18 protein-coding genes and 1 tRNA gene are annotated in these 20,552 nt (G+C 55.0%); 17 read left to right on the top strand and 2 right to left on the bottom strand.

Annotated features, from left to right (window positions below):
• Positions 1-11 precede the first annotated feature (11 nt).
• Genes JFL75_RS04755 through JFL75_RS04745 form a run of 3 tightly spaced genes read left to right on the top strand, consistent with a single transcriptional unit; the run spans position 12 to position 2,998 of the window.
• A complete protein-coding gene (locus tag JFL75_RS04755; RefSeq protein WP_215625544.1) occupies positions 12-1,973 on the top strand; it encodes a FapA family protein in 1,962 nt (653 codons plus the stop codon).
• The gene (locus JFL75_RS04750) at positions 1,954-2,286 is read left to right on the top strand and encodes a hypothetical protein (RefSeq protein ID WP_215625543.1); all 333 of its coding nucleotides are present in this window, start codon (positions 1,954-1,956) and stop codon (positions 2,284-2,286) included. The genes JFL75_RS04755 and JFL75_RS04750 overlap by 20 nt, the downstream gene beginning before the upstream one ends.
• Before the next feature lies 1 nt (position 2,287).
• Positions 2,288-2,998, top strand: coding sequence for a hypothetical protein (locus JFL75_RS04745; RefSeq protein ID WP_215625542.1), 711 nt, complete (start codon positions 2,288-2,290; stop codon positions 2,996-2,998).
• A gap of 73 nt (positions 2,999-3,071) precedes the next feature.
• Here the strand turns inward: JFL75_RS04745 and JFL75_RS04740 are convergent, their stop codons facing one another.
• Entirely contained in the window at positions 3,072-4,064 is a 993-nt protein-coding gene (locus JFL75_RS04740; protein ID WP_215625541.1) for a DUF6588 family protein, read from the bottom strand.
• A 233-nt stretch (positions 4,065-4,297) separates the two neighbouring features.
• Between JFL75_RS04740 and JFL75_RS04735 the strand changes: the two genes are divergently transcribed.
• From JFL75_RS04735 to JFL75_RS04700, 8 genes are all read left to right on the top strand, one after another.
• Positions 4,298-4,370 (top strand) — tRNA-Phe (locus tag JFL75_RS04735).
• Between the two features lie 198 nt (positions 4,371-4,568).
• Positions 4,569-6,227, top strand: coding sequence for an adenylate/guanylate cyclase domain-containing protein (locus JFL75_RS04730; protein WP_215625540.1), 1,659 nt, complete (start codon positions 4,569-4,571; stop codon positions 6,225-6,227).
• A 114-nt stretch (positions 6,228-6,341) separates the two neighbouring features.
• The gene (locus JFL75_RS04725; RefSeq protein WP_215625539.1) at positions 6,342-7,259 is read left to right on the top strand and encodes an ankyrin repeat domain-containing protein; all 918 of its coding nucleotides are present in this window, start codon (positions 6,342-6,344) and stop codon (positions 7,257-7,259) included.
• A gap of 545 nt (positions 7,260-7,804) precedes the next feature.
• Positions 7,805-8,899: an undecaprenyldiphospho-muramoylpentapeptide beta-N-acetylglucosaminyltransferase gene (gene murG / locus JFL75_RS04720; RefSeq protein ID WP_215625538.1), complete on the top strand. Its 1,095-nt coding sequence runs from the start codon at positions 7,805-7,807 to the stop codon at positions 8,897-8,899.
• Positions 8,896-9,390, top strand: a complete 495-nt coding sequence (locus JFL75_RS04715) for a CvpA family protein (protein ID WP_215625537.1) — start codon at positions 8,896-8,898, stop codon at positions 9,388-9,390. The genes murG and JFL75_RS04715 overlap by 4 nt, the downstream gene beginning before the upstream one ends.
• A gap of 15 nt (positions 9,391-9,405) precedes the next feature.
• Positions 9,406-10,782: a DNA polymerase III delta subunit-related protein gene (locus JFL75_RS04710; RefSeq protein ID WP_215625536.1), complete on the top strand. Its 1,377-nt coding sequence runs from the start codon at positions 9,406-9,408 to the stop codon at positions 10,780-10,782.
• A complete protein-coding gene (locus JFL75_RS04705; protein ID WP_215625535.1) occupies positions 10,779-12,011 on the top strand; it encodes a two-component system sensor histidine kinase NtrB in 1,233 nt (410 codons plus the stop codon). Before JFL75_RS04710 ends, JFL75_RS04705 begins: the two co-directional genes overlap by 4 nt.
• Positions 12,001-13,386 (top strand): sigma-54-dependent transcriptional regulator, encoded by a 1,386-nt coding sequence (locus JFL75_RS04700; RefSeq protein ID WP_215625534.1) that lies wholly within the window; start codon positions 12,001-12,003, stop codon positions 13,384-13,386. The genes JFL75_RS04705 and JFL75_RS04700 overlap by 11 nt, the downstream gene beginning before the upstream one ends.
• A 10-nt stretch (positions 13,387-13,396) precedes the next feature.
• Here the strand turns inward: JFL75_RS04700 and JFL75_RS04695 are convergent, their stop codons facing one another.
• Entirely contained in the window at positions 13,397-13,888 is a 492-nt protein-coding gene (locus tag JFL75_RS04695) for a J domain-containing protein (protein ID WP_215625533.1), read from the bottom strand.
• Between the two features lie 576 nt (positions 13,889-14,464).
• Between JFL75_RS04695 and JFL75_RS04690 the strand changes: the two genes are divergently transcribed.
• From JFL75_RS04690 to JFL75_RS04665, 6 genes are all read left to right on the top strand, one after another.
• The gene (locus tag JFL75_RS04690; RefSeq protein ID WP_215625532.1) at positions 14,465-15,499 is read left to right on the top strand and encodes an aldose epimerase family protein; all 1,035 of its coding nucleotides are present in this window, start codon (positions 14,465-14,467) and stop codon (positions 15,497-15,499) included.
• Positions 15,500-15,683: 184 nt separating this feature from the next.
• On the top strand, positions 15,684-16,046 hold the full coding sequence (locus JFL75_RS04685) for a hypothetical protein (RefSeq protein WP_215625531.1): 363 nt from the start codon (positions 15,684-15,686) through the stop codon (positions 16,044-16,046).
• Between the two features lie 125 nt (positions 16,047-16,171).
• Complete coding sequence (locus JFL75_RS04680; protein WP_215625530.1) at positions 16,172-16,786, top strand: V-type ATP synthase subunit E; 615 nt, start codon at positions 16,172-16,174, stop codon at positions 16,784-16,786.
• Between the two features lie 4 nt (positions 16,787-16,790).
• A complete protein-coding gene (locus tag JFL75_RS04675; protein ID WP_215625529.1) occupies positions 16,791-17,471 on the top strand; it encodes a DUF2764 domain-containing protein in 681 nt (226 codons plus the stop codon).
• Positions 17,468-19,228 carry a V-type ATP synthase subunit A gene (locus tag JFL75_RS04670; RefSeq protein ID WP_215625528.1) on the top strand — a complete coding sequence of 587 codons (1,761 nt, stop codon included), beginning with the start codon at positions 17,468-17,470 and terminating at the stop codon, positions 19,226-19,228. Before JFL75_RS04675 ends, JFL75_RS04670 begins: the two co-directional genes overlap by 4 nt.
• Positions 19,229-19,243: 15 nt before the next feature.
• The gene (locus JFL75_RS04665; RefSeq protein WP_215625527.1) at positions 19,244-20,542 is read left to right on the top strand and encodes a V-type ATP synthase subunit B; all 1,299 of its coding nucleotides are present in this window, start codon (positions 19,244-19,246) and stop codon (positions 20,540-20,542) included.
• Positions 20,543-20,552 lie beyond the last annotated feature (10 nt).

The following is a 20,552-nucleotide window of genomic DNA, read 5'->3' as shown; positions in this document are numbered from 1 at the left end:
GGGATCCTGGTATGGTCGATTTTGTCCGGCTTCAGGAAATAATGAAGGAACACTTGGAGCGGGACCGCGGCATCCGGACCGTGGATGCGGAAGGCGCGACCCTGGAGGATGCTGTCGCCGAAGCGGCGACTCTTCTCGGTGTGCCGGTCCGCCGGATTGAATATGAAATAACCGAAAAAGGCTCCCCCGGTTTTATGGGCTCCGGGAAGAAGGCTTGGAAAATCCGGGCCTATGAACGGACGGCGGAAAAGAAACAGGCGGGATCCGTTGAATCCGACGACGGCGATATCGAAATAGTTTCTCCGGTTATTGAGGACCGGGACGGTGATGTCTTTGTCCACCTGAGCCCCGAGGGCGCCTTCCTCAAGGTAATTCCGCCGGTGGGTTCCGGGAAAAACGCCCGCGAATCCCAGGCGACGGACGCCCTCAGCGCCCGGGGTGTAAAGGACATCGATCCGAAGCTTGTCAAGGAAGTGGTCCAGAAGGCTTCGGGGGAATACGTAAAAGTGGGAACCTTCAAGGTAAATCCCATGAACGATACCGTGGTTTCGGTGGATATTTCCGAACAGGATATGAAGGCGTACATATACGTTACGCCTCCGGGATTTGGCGGGAGCGACCTGTCCGCGGAGACCTACCTCAGCCTGCTGCGGAACAACCGGGTTATTTACGGAGTAAACGAAGAATTCCTCAGAACCTTCGCGGACCGGCCCACATACAAGGAAATGGTCGCTGTGGCCGAAGGTTCCCGTCCGGTCAACGGACGGGACGCCTACATGCAGTACAACTTCGAGACCGATCAGACCAAGGTTAAACTCAGGGAAGGGGCCAACGGAAAAGTTGATTTCAAAGAACTGAATATTATCCAGAATGTGGTGGAAGGCCAGCCCCTGGCCCGCAAGGTCGAGGCCGAACGGGGAACCCCGGGACGAACGGTGACCGGCAAGATAATCCCCGCGAAAAACGGCCGGGATATCGCTCTGCCCCTGGGGAAGAATGTCCATGTTTCGGACGACCAGAATACCATCATCGCGGACATGAACGGCCAGGTGGTGATCATCGGCGGCAAGATCAATGTTGAACCGGTGTACACTGTCCAGGGCGATGTTAACCTTAAAACCGGCAATATCATCTTCCTGGGAACGGTTCTCATCACCGGAAACGTGGAAGACGGTTTTTCCGTAAAGGCCGCCGGAAACATCGAAGTGCACGGAACCGTGGAAAAGGCCGAACTCGACGCCGAAGGGGACATTATTGTCCACCAGGGCATAACCGGAAAAAGCGGCGGTATGGTACGGGCCGGCCGTTCCATCTGGGCGCGGTTCATTGAGAACGGCATTGTCGAGGCGGGAAACATGGTTGTTGTTTCCGACGGAATCGTCAATTCCCAGGTGGATGCCAATAAACGGATTATCTGCCAGGGCAAGCGGGCAAATATCGTCGGCGGACGGCTCCGGGCTTCCGAGGAAATAAACGCGAAGGTTATCGGCAGCCCCATGAGCGGCACCGAAACAATCTGTGAAGTCGGATACGATCCGAAGGAAAAGGAAAAACTGGACAAACTCGGCGAAGCCAAGGCCGCCGCCGAAAAACAGCTCGAAGAGATCCAGCTTAACCTTCAGACTCTGATAAATATAAAAAAGCAGCGCAAATCCCTTCCGGAAGATAAAGAAGCCTACATGCACGAACTCATGGACAAGCGTGAGCAGATCATGGGGGATATGACAAAAATCGCCAAGGACCTTGAGGTGACCCAGGAATATCTCAACAGTCTCAAGACCCGGGGCAAGGTATCCGCCTCTTCGCGGGTGTATCCCGGTGTTAAAATCGTTATCCGGGATGTCAAAGAAGATGTCCGTAACGATTACAAAGCGGTTACGTTTATCCTTGAGGACAGCCTTATCAGGGTTACGAAATATGAAGAACCGGATGAGGATGTAAAGCGGGGCCCCGATGGCTATACAGCCGATTGATCTGCAGGCGCTCTTTTCCCAGCTGGACAAGGTCGGCAAGACCCAGGCCGAACAGAAAGAAGGAACCCAGATCCAGCAGGCGCTTCAGGGCGCGCAGATCCAGAAAAAGACCGAAGAACGCATCAAGTCGGTCAATGAAACCCAGGATACGGGAGACGGAACCGAACGGATTAAAGACAGGGATCCCAAAAAAAACGCCGATGAGGAATCCGAGGAAAAGAAAAAAGACCCCGAATCTTCCGGGCCGGAAGAAAGCCGTCTGCAGGTTGTCCGGGACCCCGATCTGGGGAAAAATATCGACGTGAGCGGTTAGTATGTCCCTGGCGCTTCTGCTTTCCGTTGCCGGAATCATCCTCTGGGGATTCGCCTTTTTATATCTCCGTTCATATATAAAACGCCGGACAGGCCAGGAACGTATTCTCAGTGACTTCCGGGATGAAGTGGATAAAATGATCGCCGACATCGACGCGGCCACGGACCGGGATATCACTTTGGTAGAAGAGCGGGTAAAAGCGCTCCGGAAACTTCTGGAAGACGCGGATAAACGGATCGCGGTGTACAAAACCGAACTGGAACGGCGCAATTCCCAGGAATCAGCCTATGCGGAATTGGGCCGCCGCTATATCGTAAAAAACGATGCCCCTCCGGTGAAGACCGGTCATGCCGGCGCCTTTGCGGACGTTTCTGAGCCCGCGGATAACGGCGCGGGGGCGCAGTCGGAACTCGGCTTCGGCGCCGGTACCGCCGCACCCGGAACGGAGGCCGCGCCGGATGGAATTGCCCCCGGACCTGCCGCCGCCGGCGGTTCTCCGGAAACTCCCGCCGGGCCGGGACTGAAGCCGCGGTTCATCCGTTCATCGGTGCAGATAGAACCGAAACCGCCGTCATTTGCCGAACGGGTCAACGAACTGGCCCGGGCGGGTTTTTCCTCGGATCTCATAGCAAACCGTCTCGGCGCAACCGTGGCGGAAGTTGACCTTGTAATAGCCCTCTCCGGTAATGCCGCGGGACTCCAGGATGAATGAGCTTTGATACCTCCCGCCCGGACATAAAAAAAGCCCGTGTTTAACACGGGCTTTTTACTGAATAATTCTTCCGCTATAACTGGAACCGTATTCCCAGGGTTCCGCCGTAGTTTCCGTCGAGGAAGTTGTACATCCCCGAAAGATCAATCTTAATAACCACTATGTTGATGGAAAATCCGCCGAAAGCCCGGAAACCCCATCCGTTGACACTCTGGATTGAGGAAAACCCCTTGGATCCGTCAAAGTCGATGGTCGGCACTCCCTGGGCGGACAGGGCGTTGTTGATTTGTTTCGCCTGGGTATCGGTCATCGGGTATCCATTGTAGAGAATATCCGATTCGATTTCGTATCCCGCTTTGGACCAGCCGTGGGTGACCCCGAGGCCGAGGTAGGGGGTGATTATGGCAAAGGACTTTGAAATCTGGGCCTTGAAATCCAGGGTGGTGGTTTCCCACTCAAAATTGGCGCTGGGATCGGTCACTTCAATATAATCGGGACCGATTTCGAATCTGTGTCCTTTGTTGAGGGTCGCACCAACCCCGCCTTTGAGATAATTAACCCCGACACCGATGGATATTTTCGGGAGGACGGCGTTGCCCTTGAGAAGGGCGTACCGTATATCGCCGCCTACAAGCATGTAGTTGATGTTGATATCCCCGAGGTCAAGATCGCTCAGCATACCGAATTTTATACCCACATCGAAGGGCAGGAAAAACCCGCCGATCCGTAGATCTCCGCCGAAGGCGGGCATGGGAAACTTATTGAGATCAAGATCCACCGTAGCGCCCATAGCGGCAGCGAGTTCGTCGATGATATCCATATCGAACGTTGTGACACCGGCGAAAACGCCGACACCTAAATGGGGCGGCGCGCTGATGAGCTGGCCGATATAAGCATCGGACCAGTTCAATCCGATGGTGGAATTCATCGGCAGCGACTCCGCCATGGAATCGGCAAATTTATCCACCTGTTTCTGCAGGCCATCCAGAGGGCTCGCAAATGACGAAACCGCCACCGCGAGTCCCATGATAAGCATAAGCGCAGTAATTTTTGTCTGTGTTTTCATTAAAACATCCTCCTCATCATTTGAAAACAGCATGTATCTATCACGCTATATATATCAAAAGATTACTAATATAATTATAACCCAATATATGGAAATAACAAAAGATACCTCCTAAAATATAAATAATATAACACCGCTGTTCCGGTTTTTTGTTCCTTGATGGAATGTATGGTCTATACCCCATATTCCCTATTGACTTTTTTTTATCCCCCGGGTATAAAGACATTAATCAGGCCGCTGTAGCTCAGTAGGTAGAGCAAAGGACTGAAAATCCTTGTGTCAAGGGTTCGATCCCCTTTGGCGGCACGGAAGACTGTTCGGAGAAAATGTCCGTTGTTTCGGATTCTTTCTCCGAACAGTCTTTTTTTTGCCTGATTGTCCTGATATTTCAGAAGAAAATACTTTTTTACCGATATAATTGCCAAAAAAAGGCGGTTTATCCTCGGATTATACTGTTTTTAGCTTCATTTTTTGCGGACTATGCTTTATTATTAGGTGATTTCATTGGCCGATACCATGCAGGATACTACAATATACCCTGCGGCATGGATTTTCCGCACCGACGGGGCACTCCAGGGACCGCAGATTCCTATGTTTACCTTTCTCCTGGGCTGCGCCGTAGCGCTGGTGGTATTTTCGGCCCTCCGGGCGCTGTACCGCATAGGCCATCTGCGGAAATCCGGCCATCTCCCGGAGGGATCGGCGGGAACAGCCGTTTCCGCCGGAGCTTCCCTGGCAGCTGCCGTGGGGTTCTTTCTGTCATATTTCGGTATTATTACTCCAGCAGCGGGTTTCCTGATTGGCGCCGCGGGGTTGTTCTGTTTTGTATTCGGCGGTTATTCGGCCATGTTCCGGATCAGTTTGAACAGGCCTTTTCCCCGGTGGCTGGCCGCGCTGATGATAGGGGTTTTCGCCGCCGCGCTTTTCCTTCCGCCGGTCCTTTCCCGGAGTACAGAAGCGTTTCTTCCTCCGGTACTGGGGGTTTGTGTTATTCTTTCACTGGTAACGGCAGCCAGGAGCCGTAACCTGCGGGGTTTTGGCTTTTTCTGTGTGGTTCTGGTTCTCCTGGGGGCCTCTTTTTACCTTGATTCGTTTTTTCCCCTGCCGATATTCCTCTGGGCCCTGGCTCTGGCGGCCTGGAATATCGCGGGACCAAATTTTTTGGCGGGGAAGGTCCCGGGCCCCGCGGAAGCCGCCCCGGCAGCATCCGGCGAAACGTCTCCCGGTGATCAGGACCCGGCGGACAGCAGCATACCTGAGATTCTGGCCGCGGCCGATGAACAGGCTCTCCCGGACAGCGGATACCCTCAGGGTATGTCCCAGGTCTCCAGCGCGATAAACCCCTTTATTCCCAAGGAATTTCTCACAATCCTCAACAAGACCTCCGTGATGGACCTCCAGCTCGGGGACCACACCAAACAGGAAATGACTATTTTCTTTTCGGATATCCGGCAGTTTACGGATCTGTCGGAACAGCTGACCCCGGAGGAAAGTTTTAAATTCATCAACTCCTATCTGTCGAGGATCGTGCCGGTTATTACGGAACAGGGTGGTTTTATTGACAAGTATATCGGCGACGCTATTCTTGCCCTGTATCCCCAGGATAACGGCGCCGACTCTGCGGTCCGCAGCGCCATTGAGATTCAGAAAAAACTGGTGGAATACAATTACCACCGGTCCAAATGCGGGTACCGGGCTCTCTCCATGGGTATCGGCCTGCACACCGGCACGCTGATGCTTGGGGTCGTCGGGGTTGAGGACCGCATGCAGAATACCGTGATTTCCGACGCGGTAAACCTTACCAGCCGGCTGGAAAGCATTACCAAGGTATTCAATATTTCCCTTGCCATAAGCGAGGAAACTTTTAAAAAGCTGGAAGATCCCGGTTCGTACATGTACCGGTTTATCGGAAAGGTCAGGGTGAAGGGAAAGGTCGATCCGGTGTCTGTTTTTGAGATATTTGACGGCATCGATCCGTCGGCTCTGGACCGGAAGATGCAGGCAAGTACACATTTTGAAGAAGGTATGATCCGGTATTACCAGAAAAATTTCCCGGAAGCGCTGGGTAGCTTCAGGAAGGTGCTGGAAATCCTCCCCGAAGACGGCGCCTCGATATTTTACCTTGATAACTGCATGGCAAAACTGAAAGTACCGGCTTTATAAAGCGGATCTCGGAACGTACCTTAAAAGAACGCTGCCGGCGGCAGACAGGACCCGGGAATAAAATACTCACTATATTTTTCATCCCCGCCGATGGTTATAATACGGAAAAACACTGTGAAAATACTTCTTTTGCATGATGCCGCCGAAAAAAACATTTCTCCAAAAGTATTGATGAAAAATCTGGAAAAAGCGCTGCCCAAGGGCTGCGGGGCGGCCGCGCTTGCCCTGGATTCAGCCTGGGACCGGATCAATCCCTCCCTGGGAGAGCATCTGCGGGATGCTTCCCATGTTATTCTTGTCACTCCGCCGGAGGATGGCGCCGGTGAACCCTGGGCCGTATTCGCCGCGGCGTTTTCTCTGGGAAGCCGAAAGCCGCTGCTGGTTTTCGGCGGGGAACTTTCCTGCGTAGACGGGGACGCCTTTGATCATGCCGCTTTTGTTTCTTCCGAAACCGGGTTCAACGATTTTCTTGCCGGCGAATTCCATCAGTGGATCCGGGATGACGCCATGCGGCAGGCCCGGGAAGAACTTCTGGAACTCGGTGTCCCGGTCAATGAAGAGTCCTTTGAAACCTGTGTTATCGAAGGAAACCGGCAGGCCATTGAACTGTTTATCCGGGCGGGCTTTTCTCCCGACGCGCGGAGCAAGGAAGGGGTTCCCCTCCTGTGTCTCGCGGCCCGGGCCGGGGATATCCACAGTATTAAACAGCTGCTCAAGGCAGGCGCTGCGGTTGACCAGCCCGCCGAAGACCGGGGAGCAACGGCTCTCGTGGATGCCGCCCTTGGACGGCACAGCGGGATAATTGCGGAGCTCATCAAAGCCGGTGCTGATGTCAATGTAAAAAGCAAGGACGGGCAGTCGGCGCTGATTCTGGCGGTGGGCCTCAATGATGAAGTTACCGTGGAGATGCTCCTTAAGGCAGGGGCGGATCCCCGTACTCCCGACAGCCTCGGCGCCAGCGCCCTTACATACGCAAAGCTGTTCAATAAGCCGTCCATTGTTGCTCTTTTCGAAAAATATACGGATTCTTAGCAGCATCCCGCCCCTCAAACTGCACATGACCGGCATACCCGCGCTCCGTACCCTATACGTACCCGAAACGTACCACTACCGCTTAAATGCCTCCGCGGAACCTTGGATAAGGCTGACCAATCCCTCTGCGGGACGGTTTTGTTACGTACCAATATTTACCCAGGATTGATCTTCACCGCCCAGTGACCAGAAGTGGGGGAAGCGTAAGACTTGCCGCCTGGGGCGTCAAGTCTTTTAGGAGTTTTGCTCTGCAAAACTCCACATATAACGCGGCAAGGCTGGAGCGAGGGGGAGCAGCCCTCTAGGGAAAGGCAGAACCGAGCCGGGTAATCCAAAAAGTACCCGGACCGCACTGGTAGCGCCGGGTGCCGTACAAAATAGGGAATGAGCGATTTTGGAGGCCGAAGGCCGAGACAGAAGCCGTTCACCATTTTGTACGGCGGGCCCCGCAGAATCAGTCCTCCCCGAGTGCTTTTTGGATTGAAAGACCCGGTGCTCCCCCCGTATTGATTGCGGAAATATTAAAAATCCTGTAGTTTTACAGTATGGTAAAAATCGCCTGTACCGGCGGCGGTACCGGAGGCCATATCTACCCCGGTCTTGCCGTCGTATCCTGCCTCAAGGAAATCATCTCGCCGCAGATATTCTGGATAGGGGCGAAAACCGGTATGGACCGGTCAATAATCGAGAAAGCCGGTATTCCTTTTATGGGTATCCCCGCGGGAAAACTCCGGCGGTATTTTTCCCTGCGGAATATGGCCGATCTGTTCAAGGTGGCCGCCGGATTCCTGGCGGCCCGGCGGATACTGAAACGGGAAAAACCGGATCTCCTGTTCTCAAAGGGCGGATTCGTGAGCGTGCCGCCCTGCGCGGCGGCGTATTCCCTGGGTATTCCCGTGTTTACCCATGAATCGGATTTCAGCCCCGGCCTGGCAACCCGGATAAACTGCCGTTTCGCGCATACCATATTTACCGCCTACGCCGAAACCATTCCCATGATAGCGCCAGCTTACCGGGACAAAGCTGTAGTAGCGGGCAATCCCGTCCGCCGGGAATTCCGGACCGCCGACGCCGGCCGCGGCAGGGCCTTCCTGGGAATCGGCGGAGACCGGCCGGTTCTGCTGGTGCTGGGAGGCAGCCAGGGGGCGCTTGAAATAAATGAGCTCGTTAAGAAGTGCCTTCCTTCGCTTACGGAAACCTTCACCGTGGTGCATCAGACCGGCAGCAGCTGGGACGGGGCCCCGGGGGGAAGTGAATGGTATAAACCCCACGCCTATATCGGCGAAGAGATGCCCGACGTGCTTGCCGCCGCCGACCTGGTTCTGGGCCGGAGCGGCGCCGGGACGGTCTGGGAATGCGCCACCGAAGGAAAGCCCATGGTTTTAATTCCCCTGCGGGGAAGCGGCACCCGGGGCGATCAGGTGGAAAACGCCGAGGTATTCAGGAAGGCCGGAGCCGCTCTGGTCCTTGACGGCGGCGATATCAATGAGAAAAAACTGGAAAGTCTGCTCCTTAATCTGGGCAGAGATACGGAAAAGCTGCATTCCATGGCGGCGGCTTCTGCGGCCATGGGCCGGACCGACGCGGCCCGGATTGTTTCGGACGCCATTGCGGATTTTCTAAGGAGTACAAAAAAATGAGTATTACGGTTATTGATATTATTTTCGCGGCCCTGATTCTTATACTGATCATACGATGCGCCCTCAAGGGATTTGTCGAGGAATTTATGTCCATGGCTTCGGTGGTGCTGGGCATTCTCGCGGCGGTCTTTTTTTACAAAAACGGCGGACAGTTCATACGGAGCAAATTCGGGATGGAGATACAGGTAATCCCTGAACTCATCGCCTTTATCGCGCTGTTTCTTATTGTGTTTATTGTGGTTAAATTCGTCGAATACCTTCTCCGGGATATTGTAAACAGAATAAACCTTACCGGAATAGACCGGATACTGGGGGTTGTGTTCGGACTGCTGGAAGGGGTAGTGCTCGTTTCTCTTGTCCTGCTGATCATATCGATCCAGCCGCTTTTCGATCCGCTTCCGCTCCTGGAACACAGTTTTTTTGCCCGGCTTCTCTTGCCGCTTATCGGGGTGGTCCAGCGGTCGGTTTTTACCGTTCTGGCTGCCGTATGAACAGGAATAAAGCCCATGTTTGAAAATATTCTGGGACAGCAGTCGGTGGAGCAGCTTGCCAGGGATATCCGGGAAACGGCCCTGGCTCCCTCGATGCTTTTTTCCGGCCCGGCGGGGACCGGAAAGGGGAGCACCGCCCTTGAACTGGGACGGATTCTGTCCTGCGAATCCCCCGGCGCTCCGTGGAACTGTCCCTGTCCGGCATGTTCCCTTCACCGGACGCTTTCCCATACAGATATGCTTCTCCTGGGTCCCCGGAATTTTTCCGCTGAAATCACGGCGTCCCGGGAAGCTTTTCTCCGGGAACCGAATGCGCCTTCGGCGAAGCTGCTCTATATACGGGCGGTCCGCAAGCTCGCGGTTCGGTTTTCTCCGGTGCTCTGGGAAGATGATCCGAAACTCAGCAAAATTAACGGAACCCTGGGGTCCCTTCATGAGGAACTTGAGGAATTTACCGCCCTGCCGCTCCAGGCTGCCGGCAGCGTTCCGGACGAAAAGGCCGAAAAACTGAGCCTGTCCCTGGCAAAGCTGGCGTTCAAACTGGAAAGCGACGGGATATCCGACTCAATCCCCATCGGCCATATCCGGCGGGCATCCTACTGGAGCCGGCTGGCTCCCTCGGGCCGGCGGAAGCTCGTTATCATCGAGAATGCCGACCGGATGCAGGACGGGGCCCGGAACTCACTGCTTAAAATACTGGAAGAACCCCCCGATCGGGTAAATATTCTTTTGACCAGCACGAACCCCGGAGCGCTGCTTCCCACCATCCGGTCCCGGCTCCGGCCCTACCGGTTTTACCGGCGGGACCAGGCCGTGGAAACCGACGTGATCCGCCGGGTGTTCCGCGATCCCGGGGGGGCGGAAAAAAACCTTGCCGCCGCCGTTCCCGGAGAAGGGGTTCTGAAATACCTTGAATCCTTTATGCCCGTCCCCGGGGAAGAACTGTACCCCCTGGCGGCGTTTTTTACCGCCTCAGCGGCCGCCGCGGCGATCCACGGTATCCGGGAACGGGGAAAGACCGGGGTTCCGGAAGTAATTGTGGCCCTGGGAAAATACGCGGCTCCCCTGGCGGAAGCCGCCGGCCTGGGCCGGCCCAGCACCGAAACCAAAGGAGCCCTTCAGGAACTGCTCAAACGGACTTCCGGCTTCGAAGTCCGCAGCCTCTTTTCCCAGTTTCTCGGACAGCTCCAGCGCATCGTGTCCGAATGCCTCCGGTTGTCCGGCGGCGGTCCCGAGGGAATTCCTGTCCGTGACCTGTGGAACGGCAGGATCCGTTCCGCCGAAACCGCGGTTTCCACTTACAACCAGAACCCGGCCCTGGTGTCGGAACGGCTCTTTGTGGAACTGCGGGACGGGCTTTCGTTTTTGGAATTAGGAGCGGCGCGGAAATGAGGAATTTCATTGAGCGGGCTTTGAAAAAACTCCCGAAAATGACCAGCGACCAGATTGAGGCCCTGCTGGTATACGCCGCTGAAGAAATCGACCGCCTCGAATCGGTTCTGGATTCCCTCAACGAAGGGGTCCTGGTCTGTGATAAAAACCACAATCTCATCCTCATCAATAAATTCGCCGAACGGTTTCTGCCCATCGGGCTTTATGAGCCGGGAATACAGGCCATCTGGCACGTCATCCGGGACGACAAGGTGGCGGACTTTCTCCAGGTCACCCTGCTCAACGGAGACCGGGTCCATGACCGGGAATTCAATGTCGAAGCCAAGGGAATCCAGCGGCTCCTTTCAATAAGCGTGCTTCCCCTGGTTAAGGAACACCAGGTTACGGGATCCCTCATACTGGTGGATGAAATCACCGAAAAGCGGGCCAAAGAAGCACGGCTCCGCCGGGCGGAAAACCTGGCGAGTCTCACGACCCTGGCAGCCGGGGTCGCCCATGAGATAAAAAACCCCCTGGGGTCAATCTCGATTCACATACAGCTTATCCAGAAAGCCATCGACGCGAACCGGGATATCTATACCGAGGCGCTGCTGGCGCAGCAGGGGGAAACCAAAGAAGGGCCCATGGAATATTTCAACCTTCTGGACAAATACCTGGATGTGGTAAACGAGGAAATTGATCGGCTCAACCACATCGTGGTGGATTTCCTTTTCGCCGTACGGCCTATGAATATAGAGCCCCGTGAGGGCGATATAAACACCCTGATCCAGGAACTCCTTGAATTCGTGCAGTACGAGCTCGACGCCTGGGAGATTACCCCTGAGCTCAACCTTTCCAGGGATCTTCCCATTGTGGAATTTGACGAACGGTACATGAAGCAGGCGCTGCTCAACCTCATTAAAAATGCCATGGCGGCCATGCCCGGCGGCGGCACCCTGACCATTAAAACCGACTACGACGATACGGATATTTTTATCCATATCTGCGATACCGGCATCGGGATCCCTGAAGAAAATCTTTCCAAGATTTTCGAGCCCTATTTTACCACAAAGGAAACCGGTTCCGGCCTGGGGCTGACCATGGTCTTTAAGATAATCAAGGAACACCAGGGAGAGATATCCGTTACTTCCAGGGACGGGGAGGGGAGCTGCTTCCTTATTTCCCTGCCGCGGCCCCAGGGTGATACCCGGCTCATACCATACACAGAAGAGGCTGAACATGAAATTTAAACTTCTCGTTGTGGATGATGAAAAAAATATCCGGGAAGGCCTCGCCGCCGCACTCCGGATGGACGGCCACGATGTGGAAACCTCTCCCGACGGCGATGCCGGTTTAAAGCGGTTCCAGAAGGGCGATATTGACCTGGTCATTACGGACCTCAGAATGCCGGGGCTCAGCGGCGAGGACCTGCTCCAGCGTATCGGTTCGGAATCACCGGGGGTCCCGGTGATAGTCCTTACCGGACACGGAACCGTGGAAAACGCCGTTGAGGCCATGCGCAACGGGGCCTACGACTTCCTGACAAAGCCGGTTAACCTTGACCGGCTCAGCCTCCTGGTAAAGCGGGCGCTCCAGAACCGCGAACTGGTTCTGCGCCACCGCCGGCTCGAGGAGGAACTGGAGCAGAAACGGCAGTTTACGACCATGATCGGAACCAGCGCGCCCATGCGCCGGGTTTTCGATACCATAAGCCGCGCCGCTCCGACCAAGGCTTCCATCCTCATTACCGGTGAATCCGGAGTCGGTAAGGAACTGGTGGCGGACGCCATCCATGAACTTTCACCCAGGAAGGACAAACCGCTTATTAAAGTCCACTGCGCCGCCCTGGCGGCCAGCCTCCTGGAAAGCGAACTCTTCGGCCATGAGAAGGGGGCCTTTACCGGAGCGGTCGGCCGCAAGCGGGGCCGCTTTGAGCTGGCCAACGAGGGGACCCTTTTCCTCGACGAAATCGGCGAAATAGACCAGAACATTCAGATAAAACTGCTCCGGGTGCTCCAGGAAAAAAAGTTTGAGCGGGTAGGGGGCGAGGAAACCATCGAGGTGGATGTCCGGATCGTGACCGCCACAAATAAGGATCTGAAGGAAGAGATTGAAAAAGGAACCTTCCGGGAGGATCTGTATTACCGGCTCAATGTGGTAAATGTCCATGTTCCGCCCCTCCGGGAACGCAAGGACGATCTGCCCCTGCTGATCACCGCGTTCCTTAAGGAATTCGCCGAAGAAAACGGAAAAGCCGTGGAAGGGATCGACGACCGGGCCCGGGCGGCGCTGTACGCCTATGACTGGCCGGGGAATGTCCGGGAACTGCGCAACTGTATCGAAAGCGCCTTGGTCATGGCAAAGGGGCCGATTATTACCATGGCGGATCTGCCCCCCACGCTCCACACGGCCTCCGAAGCCGGCTGGATCCGGATCCCCATGGGAAGCACCATGGAAGATGCCGAACGGATAATTATCAGGGATACCCTTACGGCCCAGAAGGGCAATAAAAGCAAAACCGCCGAGATTCTCGACATCGGCAGAAAGACTCTTCACCGCAAGCTGGCCGAATGGGGAGAAGAAGCCGGAGATACGGAGGAATCTGTTCCGGCCGATGAGACTTAGCCGGCGGCGGCTATTCGATTTTTCCGGTTTCCCGCCAGATTTCGATGCGCCGGTAGGACGCGTTTATCCGGGCAGATTTTTCCGTGGCTTTTTTCATGTTGCCCGGATGGCCCGCGTGGCGGTCAGGATGGTGAATTTTCAGCAGTTTTTTATACGCGGCCTTGCATTCCGCAGCGCCGGCTCCGAAGGAAACCCCCAGTTCGGCGAAATCCTGTCTGAGCGCTTCCGGCACCGCCGGTTTCGCCCGGTTTCCCTGGGCCGCTCCGCCGGTTTTTCCGGCCCCGGTATTTTTTCCGGGATCATCCGAAAAATCATCCCGCCAGAAGGAATGCTTAGGAGATTCTCCTTTTAGGAAATCGTCCAGTTCTTCATACGCCGCGTCAAGATCCGGGTCCCCCTGGGACTGATGCTGCCGGCGCGATCCCGAGCCGAACAGGCGTTCATCCTCATCGTTAAGGTAACTTTTTATGACATTCCCGAGGCGGTCGAATATGCTTCCCATGGTATAACTATACCCGCAATGGGACCCTCTAATCAATGCAGTCGCCCAAAGGCACCTGCAATATGGGGATTGCCGGCAAAGAAACATGGTGTAAGTTTATCGAGGGGTCCTGCCTGGGAAGTATGGGGTATGGCTCCTCAGCGGCCTCTGGCCTCGAAAGTCGCTCATACCCCATACTTCCCAGGCACCCCGTGCTACTGTTCCGCCCATGTTTCTTTGCCGCCTCTCCGGATATGCAGGTGCCCTGGCTTCACCGGGGGCTGGGTGGGGGTGAACTCTTTGGGATAATAGGGCGGTCAATTGCAGGTGATGCTTCCACCATAGCTGTGGTTGTTACAGTACCCCAAAAGGCAGCGAAGCATGGTGCGGCAATGGTAACGCGGGGTGCCTGGCCGCTGAGGATATGGGCGACTTCCGAGGCCGTTAGGCCGACGAGGAACCATATCCTCAACGGCCAGGCAGGACCCCCGGACCCATTTCCCATGCTACGCTGTATTTTTAACATAGACGGGTTTTTGTTTTTGACATACACTGAAAGCAGTTTCGAACGTTATTCCAAATTCCAAGGATTTTTTCATGAAAATAAGCAAAAAGACATTTGGCATGCTTGCCTCGGGACGGAAGGTCCACCTGTACACCCTTAAAGCCGGGGATCTGCAGCTGACGGTTACGGATTTCGGAGCCCACCTGGTATCGCTGTTCGTCCCGTCCCGCCGCCGGCCCCGGGAGGATGTCCTCCTCGGATACGCGACCCTGGAGGGCTACACAACCCGGAATATCCCCTATATGGGTGCCACCGTCGGCCGCTTCGCAAACCGCATAGCCGGGGGCAGTTTTTCGTTAAACGGCAATGTCTATAATCTGTATAAAAACAACGGTGAAAATACCCTCCACGGCGGCCGGCGGGGGTTTGATAAACTTCCCTGGAAGGCCGAATCCTATGAGGAAAAGGACGGCATCTACGTCCGGTTCGAACTGGAAAGCCCCGACGGAAACGAGGGCTTCCCCGGGAACCTTAAGGCGGTGGTCAGTTACGGACTGACCAAATCCAATGAACTTATCGCCGACTACCATGCGAAGGTCGATACCCTCTGCCCGGTTAACCTCACCAACCACGCGTATTTTAACCTTGCCGGCGAAGGCAATGGGGATATCCTCTCCCACGAAGTAACGCTCCATGCTTCCCGGTATATCGGAGTCAACAGCAAACTGATACCCACCGGCGACCTGCTTCCCGTCCAGGGCGGCCCCTTCGATTTTACCGCCGCCAAACCGGTCAGCCGTGATATAGAAGCGGCCGGCGGCGGCTACGACCATTGTTTTGCGGTGGACGGCGAAGAGGGAACCCTCCGGCCCTGCGCGGAGGTCCACGATCCGAAATCCGGCAGAACCATGAAACTCCTCTGCACCAATCCCGGGGTTCAGTTTTACACGGGAAACTTTCTGGATGATGTGGCTGGCAAACCCGGATCGGTTTACGGCAGGCACGCCGGGTTCTGCCTGGAGACCCAGTACTTCCCGGATTCCCCCAACCAGCCGGAATTCCCGTCATGTATATTCGGACCCAGCCGGAATTTCCATGAGAAGTCGCTCTTTTCTTTCGAATGGTAAAATTTCTGTTATATTTATTCGAATACTGAATTTTTTGTTATATTCATTATTATTAGGAATTAATTTAAGAATTACCTTTGTTTTTACTTGATAATGTGGGGGTAAAAAATTAAAATGAACGAGTAGTTTCGGTTCCGTGGGGCTGATTTTTTCTTGGTGCGCAGTACCGTTAAGGAGGTACAGTATGCCAGGCCGGAGAAAACTGTTTCTCGCAATGATATGCGCGGAAGTGGAAGACAGCCTTGAGGATGTGGAATTCGTCTCAGCGGAGATCGAGCGCCGTTTCCGGAACAATGAAGTTACTAATTACGTGTACAGTGAAAATGAAGCCCTGCTTGCCCGTGAGGCTTCGGGGCTGAAGAAACTGATTGCTTTTCTGCAGTCGGTTTCGCCGGATGATTATGAAAGCGCCGCCGATATTGCCGCTTTTTTCGAGGAAACCCTCAGAAATAAGGTAAAAGAGCTGGATAATCATCAGGCTGTCTATGAGATAATAGACAGAAAAATTAAAAAGGTGCTTAAATATATTAATGAATCATCCTGTTGAGGGGTGGTTAGTATCGAATGTACGGGTCTTTTTTGCGGAATATCCTCAGAAAGAGATTCAGCGCCCGGCAGCCGGGTTAGCCGCAGCCAGCGGTCCATATTATTGCTAACTATAAAGAGGAGACCATGGACATCCAACTTCAAGAACTGATTGATAAAATAAAGAAGGATGGGATCGAGTCCGCTTCGGAGGAAGCCGCGCGGCTTAAATCCCAGGCCGAATCCGAAGCAAAGCGTATCGTTGAAGCCGCCCGGAAGGAAGCGGATTCCATCGTTGCCCAGGGCAAATCGGACGCGGAACGTTCTGAAAAGGCGAGCATCGCCGCGGTGGAACAGGCCTCACGGAACCTGGTGCTGGCCTTTAAGGGTGAAATTCAGACCCTCCTGGATAAAATTATCAACAGGGAAATCACCGCCTCCTACGGAGATGATGTACTTAAAACCGCGCTGCCCGAAGTGCTCAAAGGCTGGGCCGCAAAGGGCGGGGATAATCTGGATTTCATCCTTCCCGAGGGAGAGCTCAAGAAACTGGAATCGTTTTTTATGGACAAGCTCTCTTCCGAACTTAAGAAGGGTGTGGAGCTGAAATCCGACCGCAATCTGGGCGCCGGCTTCCGTATTGCCGAAAAAGACGGAGCCGCGTATTACGATTTTTCCGCGGAATCCGTAAGCGAACTGCTTTCGGCTTATGTAAACCCCCGGCTCGCGGAAATTCTGAAAGAAGCGGCGAAAGGAATATAAGGAAGTGAGTTCCTATTATTATCTGGTAGCCCAGCTTCCGTATCTCATGTACGGGCAGGCTGCACCAATGTCTTCGGACCAGTTTGCCGCCCTGGCAAAGGATATGCTTGATCCCGCCGACGCGGCGCTCCTGGAGCTCTGCTCTCTGGATCCGGAAGCGGCTGACGGGGATTCCCAGTCTCCCTCCTACGCCGGGATGCCGGCGCCGACGCCGTCCTCCTTTCTCAACCGGTGGCGAGAATGGGAACGGGCGCTCCGGCTCCATCTGGCCCGGTACCGGGCGCAGAAAATAAAACGCGATAACGGCGCCCCCGTGGACCCTCCGGAAAATCCTCTGGAAGCCGGTTCCGTGGCAAAGGCCGCCATGGCTATGGAATCCCCCCTGGAAGCTGAACAGTACCTGGACAAAGCCCGGTGGGACGCCATCGAAACCCTGGAAGGCCTGGATCATTTCGGCCGCAATACAGTCTACGCATACCTTCTGAAGCTGTTCCTCATGGAACGGCGGTCCCTCTTTACGGCGGAGGAAGGTTTTTCTGAATACAAGGCATTATACGCTTCCATTTTGGAAGCCCGCTACAGTGAAGCGGGTTCGGACACCGGTCCGGGCGGACAAATGTCCGACGGACCTCAGTCCGACAGACCTCGGTCTGAAAACAGCATTGAATCGGGAGAAGCGACATGACCGGAACCAAAGGAACAGTGGTCGCCGTCAACGGCAACATGGTAAGCGTCAATTTTGACGGCGCGGTATCCATGAACGAAGTTGGCTATGTCAAAGTAGGCGATAAAGAATTAAAGAGTGAAGTCATCCGTATCAGGGGTGATGTTTGTCAGCTCCAGGTTTTCGAAATGACCCGGGGCATTGCCGTGGGGGACCCGGTGGAATTTACCGGGGACATGCTCGCGGTTGAAGTAGGACCGGGGCTCCTGGGACAGGTCTTCGACGGCCTCCAGAATCCACTGCCGAAACTGGCGGAGGAAGCCGGTTACTTCCTTGAGCGGGGGGTCTATCTCGATCCGCTGCCCAAGGATACGAAGTGGGAATTTACCCCTGCGGCCAAAGAAGGCGATACCGTCGAACGGGGAGACACCCTCGGCACGGTGCCCGAAGGCTCCTTCACCCACCGCATTATGGTCCCCTTCAACATGTACGGGACCTATACGGTGGTGTCCGTAAAACCCGCCGGTTCCTATACCATCGCCGATACCATCGCCGAGGTAAAGGATGAAAAAGGCAATACCATTCCCCTGACCATGAGTTTCCGCTGGCCCGTAAAACGGCCGGTGGACTGCTATGAGGAACGGCTCAAGCCGAAGGATCCCATGGTTACCCGGGTGCGGCTTATCGATACCTTTTTCCCGGTTGCCCGGGGCGGGACCTACTGTATTCCCGGCCCCTTCGGCGCGGGCAAGACGGTGCTCCAGCAGATTACCAGCCGCCACGCGGACGTGGATATCGTAATCTTCGCGGCCTGCGGTGAGCGGGCCGGTGAGGTCGTGGAAACCCTCAAGGAATTCCCTGAACTTCTCGATCCCCGGACCGGCCGTTCCCTCATGGAACGGACCGTTATCATCTGTAATACATCCTCCATGCCCGTAGCGGCCCGGGAAGCTTCGGTATACACCGCGGTAACTCTGGCGGAATACTACCGCCAGATGGGGCTCAACGTTCTGCTTCTGGCGGACTCCACCAGCCGGTGGGCCCAGGCTATGCGCGAAATGTCCGGCCGCCTGGAGGAAATTCCCGGTGAGGAAGCCTTCCCGGCGTACCTGGAATCGACCATCGCCAGTTTCTATGAGCGGGCCGGCCTCGTCCGGCTCAAGGACGGAAACTTCGGGTCCGTCACCATCGGCGGAACCGTCAGTCCCGCCGGGGGTAACTTCGAGGAACCCGTGACCCAGGCGACCCTCAAAGTCGTCGGCGCCTTCCACGGGCTTTCCCGGGAACGCTCGGATGCCCGCAAGTATCCCGCCATTCACCCCCTGGATTCCTGGTCAAAATACAAAGGTATCATCGACGGTGAAAAAGTCAGCTACGCTCATTCCTTCATGTTCCGGGGGAGCGAAGTCGAACAGATGATGAAAGTCGTCGGTGAGGAAGGAACCAGCCTTGAGGATTACATTATCTACCTCAAGGGCGACTTCCTGGATGCGGTATATTTCCAGCAGAACTCCTTTGACGCGGTAGACTCATCGGTGAGCCCCGAACGCCAGAAAAACCTGTTTGCCAAGATGCTCAGGATCCTGGGGTCAAAGTTTGATTTCAAGGATAAAAACGAAGCGAGAAGCTGGTTCAACCGGCTCCGCCAGAAATTCCTGGACTACAACGGGTCCGAGTGGAAGAGCGAACGCTTCGAAGTTCTGGAAAAGGAAGTCACTTCCGCGGTGGACGAAAAAGCCCAGGGACTGGATAAAACGGCTGAAAAATTATTGGCATAGGACGGAGCAGAGACTATGAAAAAGATATATAGCAAGATTGAATCCATCACCGGAAGCGTCATCACCGTCCGGGCCGATAATGTCCGCTACGGCGACCTCGCGGAAGTGGATACATCCTTCGGCACCTCCCTGGCGGAGGTCAACCGAATCGAAAATGAGATCGTATCCCTCCAGGTATTCGCCGGAGGCCGGGGTATTTCCACCGGTGATACGGTACGCTTCCTGGGACACCCCATGGAAGTTTCCTTTTCCGAGAATCTCCTCGGCCGGGTGTTTAACGGCTCCGGAAGTCCCCGGGATAAGGGCCCTGAACTCCACGAAAACATGATTACCATCGGCGGACCTTCGGTAAACCCCGCCCAGCGGATCATTCCCCGGCGCATGATCCGGACCGGTATTCCCATGATCGACCTGTTCAACACCCTGGTGGTTTCCCAGAAGCTGCCGATCTTCTCCGTTTCCGGGGAACCCTATAACGAACTCCTTGCCCGGATCGCCATGCAGGCCGAAGTTGATATCATCATCCTCGGCGGTATGGGACTCAAATACGATGACTACCTTTCCTTCAAGGAAACCCTTGAGGACGGCGGCGCCCTGTCACGGACGGTTATGTTTGTCCATACCTCCGCGGACCCGACGGTTGAATGTATCATGATCCCGGATCTGTCCCTGGCGGTGGCGGAAAACTTCGCCCTCCAGGGAAAGGACGTACTGGTCCTGCTCACGGATATGACCAACTTCGCCGACTCCATGAAGGAAATCTCCATTACCCAGGAACAGGTTCCGTCGAACCGCGGGTATCCCGGGGATCTTTACAGTCAGCTCGCGTCCCGGTACGAAAAGGCCGTAGACTTTGATACCGCCGGCTCGATTACCATCCTCGGGGTAACCACCATGCCCGGTGACGATGTTACCCATCCGGTTCCGGACAATACCGGGTACATCACCGAAGGCCAGTACTACCTCAAGAACGGCCGTATCGAACCCTTTGGTTCTTTGTCCCGGCTTAAGCAGCAGGTTAACGGAAAAACCCGGGCGGACCACCGGGCGCTCATGGACGGAATGATCAAGCTGTATTCCGCCTACAAGGATACCCTGGAAAAGAAATCCATGGGCTTTATTATGACTGCCTGGGACGAAAAACTCCTTAAATACGGCGAGATGTTCGAAAAACAGATGATGGATCTGTCGGTGAATATTCCCCTGGAACAGGCGCTGGATCTGGGCTGGGAAATCCTGTCGGATTGCTTCAGCCCTGAGGAAACGGGACTGCGTACGGAGCTTATCGATCAGTTCTGGCCCAAGAAGGATTAATTCGGAGAAA

This window comes from Breznakiella homolactica (genome assembly GCF_016616095.2).
Taxonomy (GTDB): domain Bacteria; phylum Spirochaetota; class Spirochaetia; order Treponematales; family Breznakiellaceae; genus Breznakiella; species Breznakiella homolactica.
This window is presented reverse-complemented; position numbering and strand designations above follow the sequence as displayed.

Coding starts and splice junctions, on each gene's coding strand:
- JFL75_RS04680 (WP_215625530.1), top strand. CDS start 16,172: ATGGACATCCAACTTCAAGAACTGATTGATAAAATAAAGAAGGATGGG.
- JFL75_RS04685 (WP_215625531.1), top strand. CDS start 15,684: ATGCCAGGCCGGAGAAAACTGTTTCTCGCAATGATATGCGCGGAAGTG.
- JFL75_RS04690 (WP_215625532.1), top strand. CDS start 14,465: ATGAAAATAAGCAAAAAGACATTTGGCATGCTTGCCTCGGGACGGAAG.
- JFL75_RS04745 (WP_215625542.1), top strand. CDS start 2,288: ATGTCCCTGGCGCTTCTGCTTTCCGTTGCCGGAATCATCCTCTGGGGA.
- JFL75_RS04755 (WP_215625544.1), top strand. CDS start 12: ATGGTCGATTTTGTCCGGCTTCAGGAAATAATGAAGGAACACTTGGAG.
- JFL75_RS04740 (WP_215625541.1), bottom strand. CDS start 4,064: ATGAAAACACAGACAAAAATTACTGCGCTTATGCTTATCATGGGACTC.
- JFL75_RS04750 (WP_215625543.1), top strand. CDS start 1,954: ATGGCTATACAGCCGATTGATCTGCAGGCGCTCTTTTCCCAGCTGGAC.
- JFL75_RS04705 (WP_215625535.1), top strand. CDS start 10,779: ATGAGGAATTTCATTGAGCGGGCTTTGAAAAAACTCCCGAAAATGACC.
- JFL75_RS04700 (WP_215625534.1), top strand. CDS start 12,001: ATGAAATTTAAACTTCTCGTTGTGGATGATGAAAAAAATATCCGGGAA.
- murG (WP_215625538.1), top strand. CDS start 7,805: ATGGTAAAAATCGCCTGTACCGGCGGCGGTACCGGAGGCCATATCTAC.
- JFL75_RS04715 (WP_215625537.1), top strand. CDS start 8,896: ATGAGTATTACGGTTATTGATATTATTTTCGCGGCCCTGATTCTTATA.
- JFL75_RS04695 (WP_215625533.1), bottom strand. CDS start 13,888: ATGGGAAGCATATTCGACCGCCTCGGGAATGTCATAAAAAGTTACCTT.
- JFL75_RS04670 (WP_215625528.1), top strand. CDS start 17,468: ATGACCGGAACCAAAGGAACAGTGGTCGCCGTCAACGGCAACATGGTA.
- JFL75_RS04665 (WP_215625527.1), top strand. CDS start 19,244: ATGAAAAAGATATATAGCAAGATTGAATCCATCACCGGAAGCGTCATC.
- JFL75_RS04710 (WP_215625536.1), top strand. CDS start 9,406: ATGTTTGAAAATATTCTGGGACAGCAGTCGGTGGAGCAGCTTGCCAGG.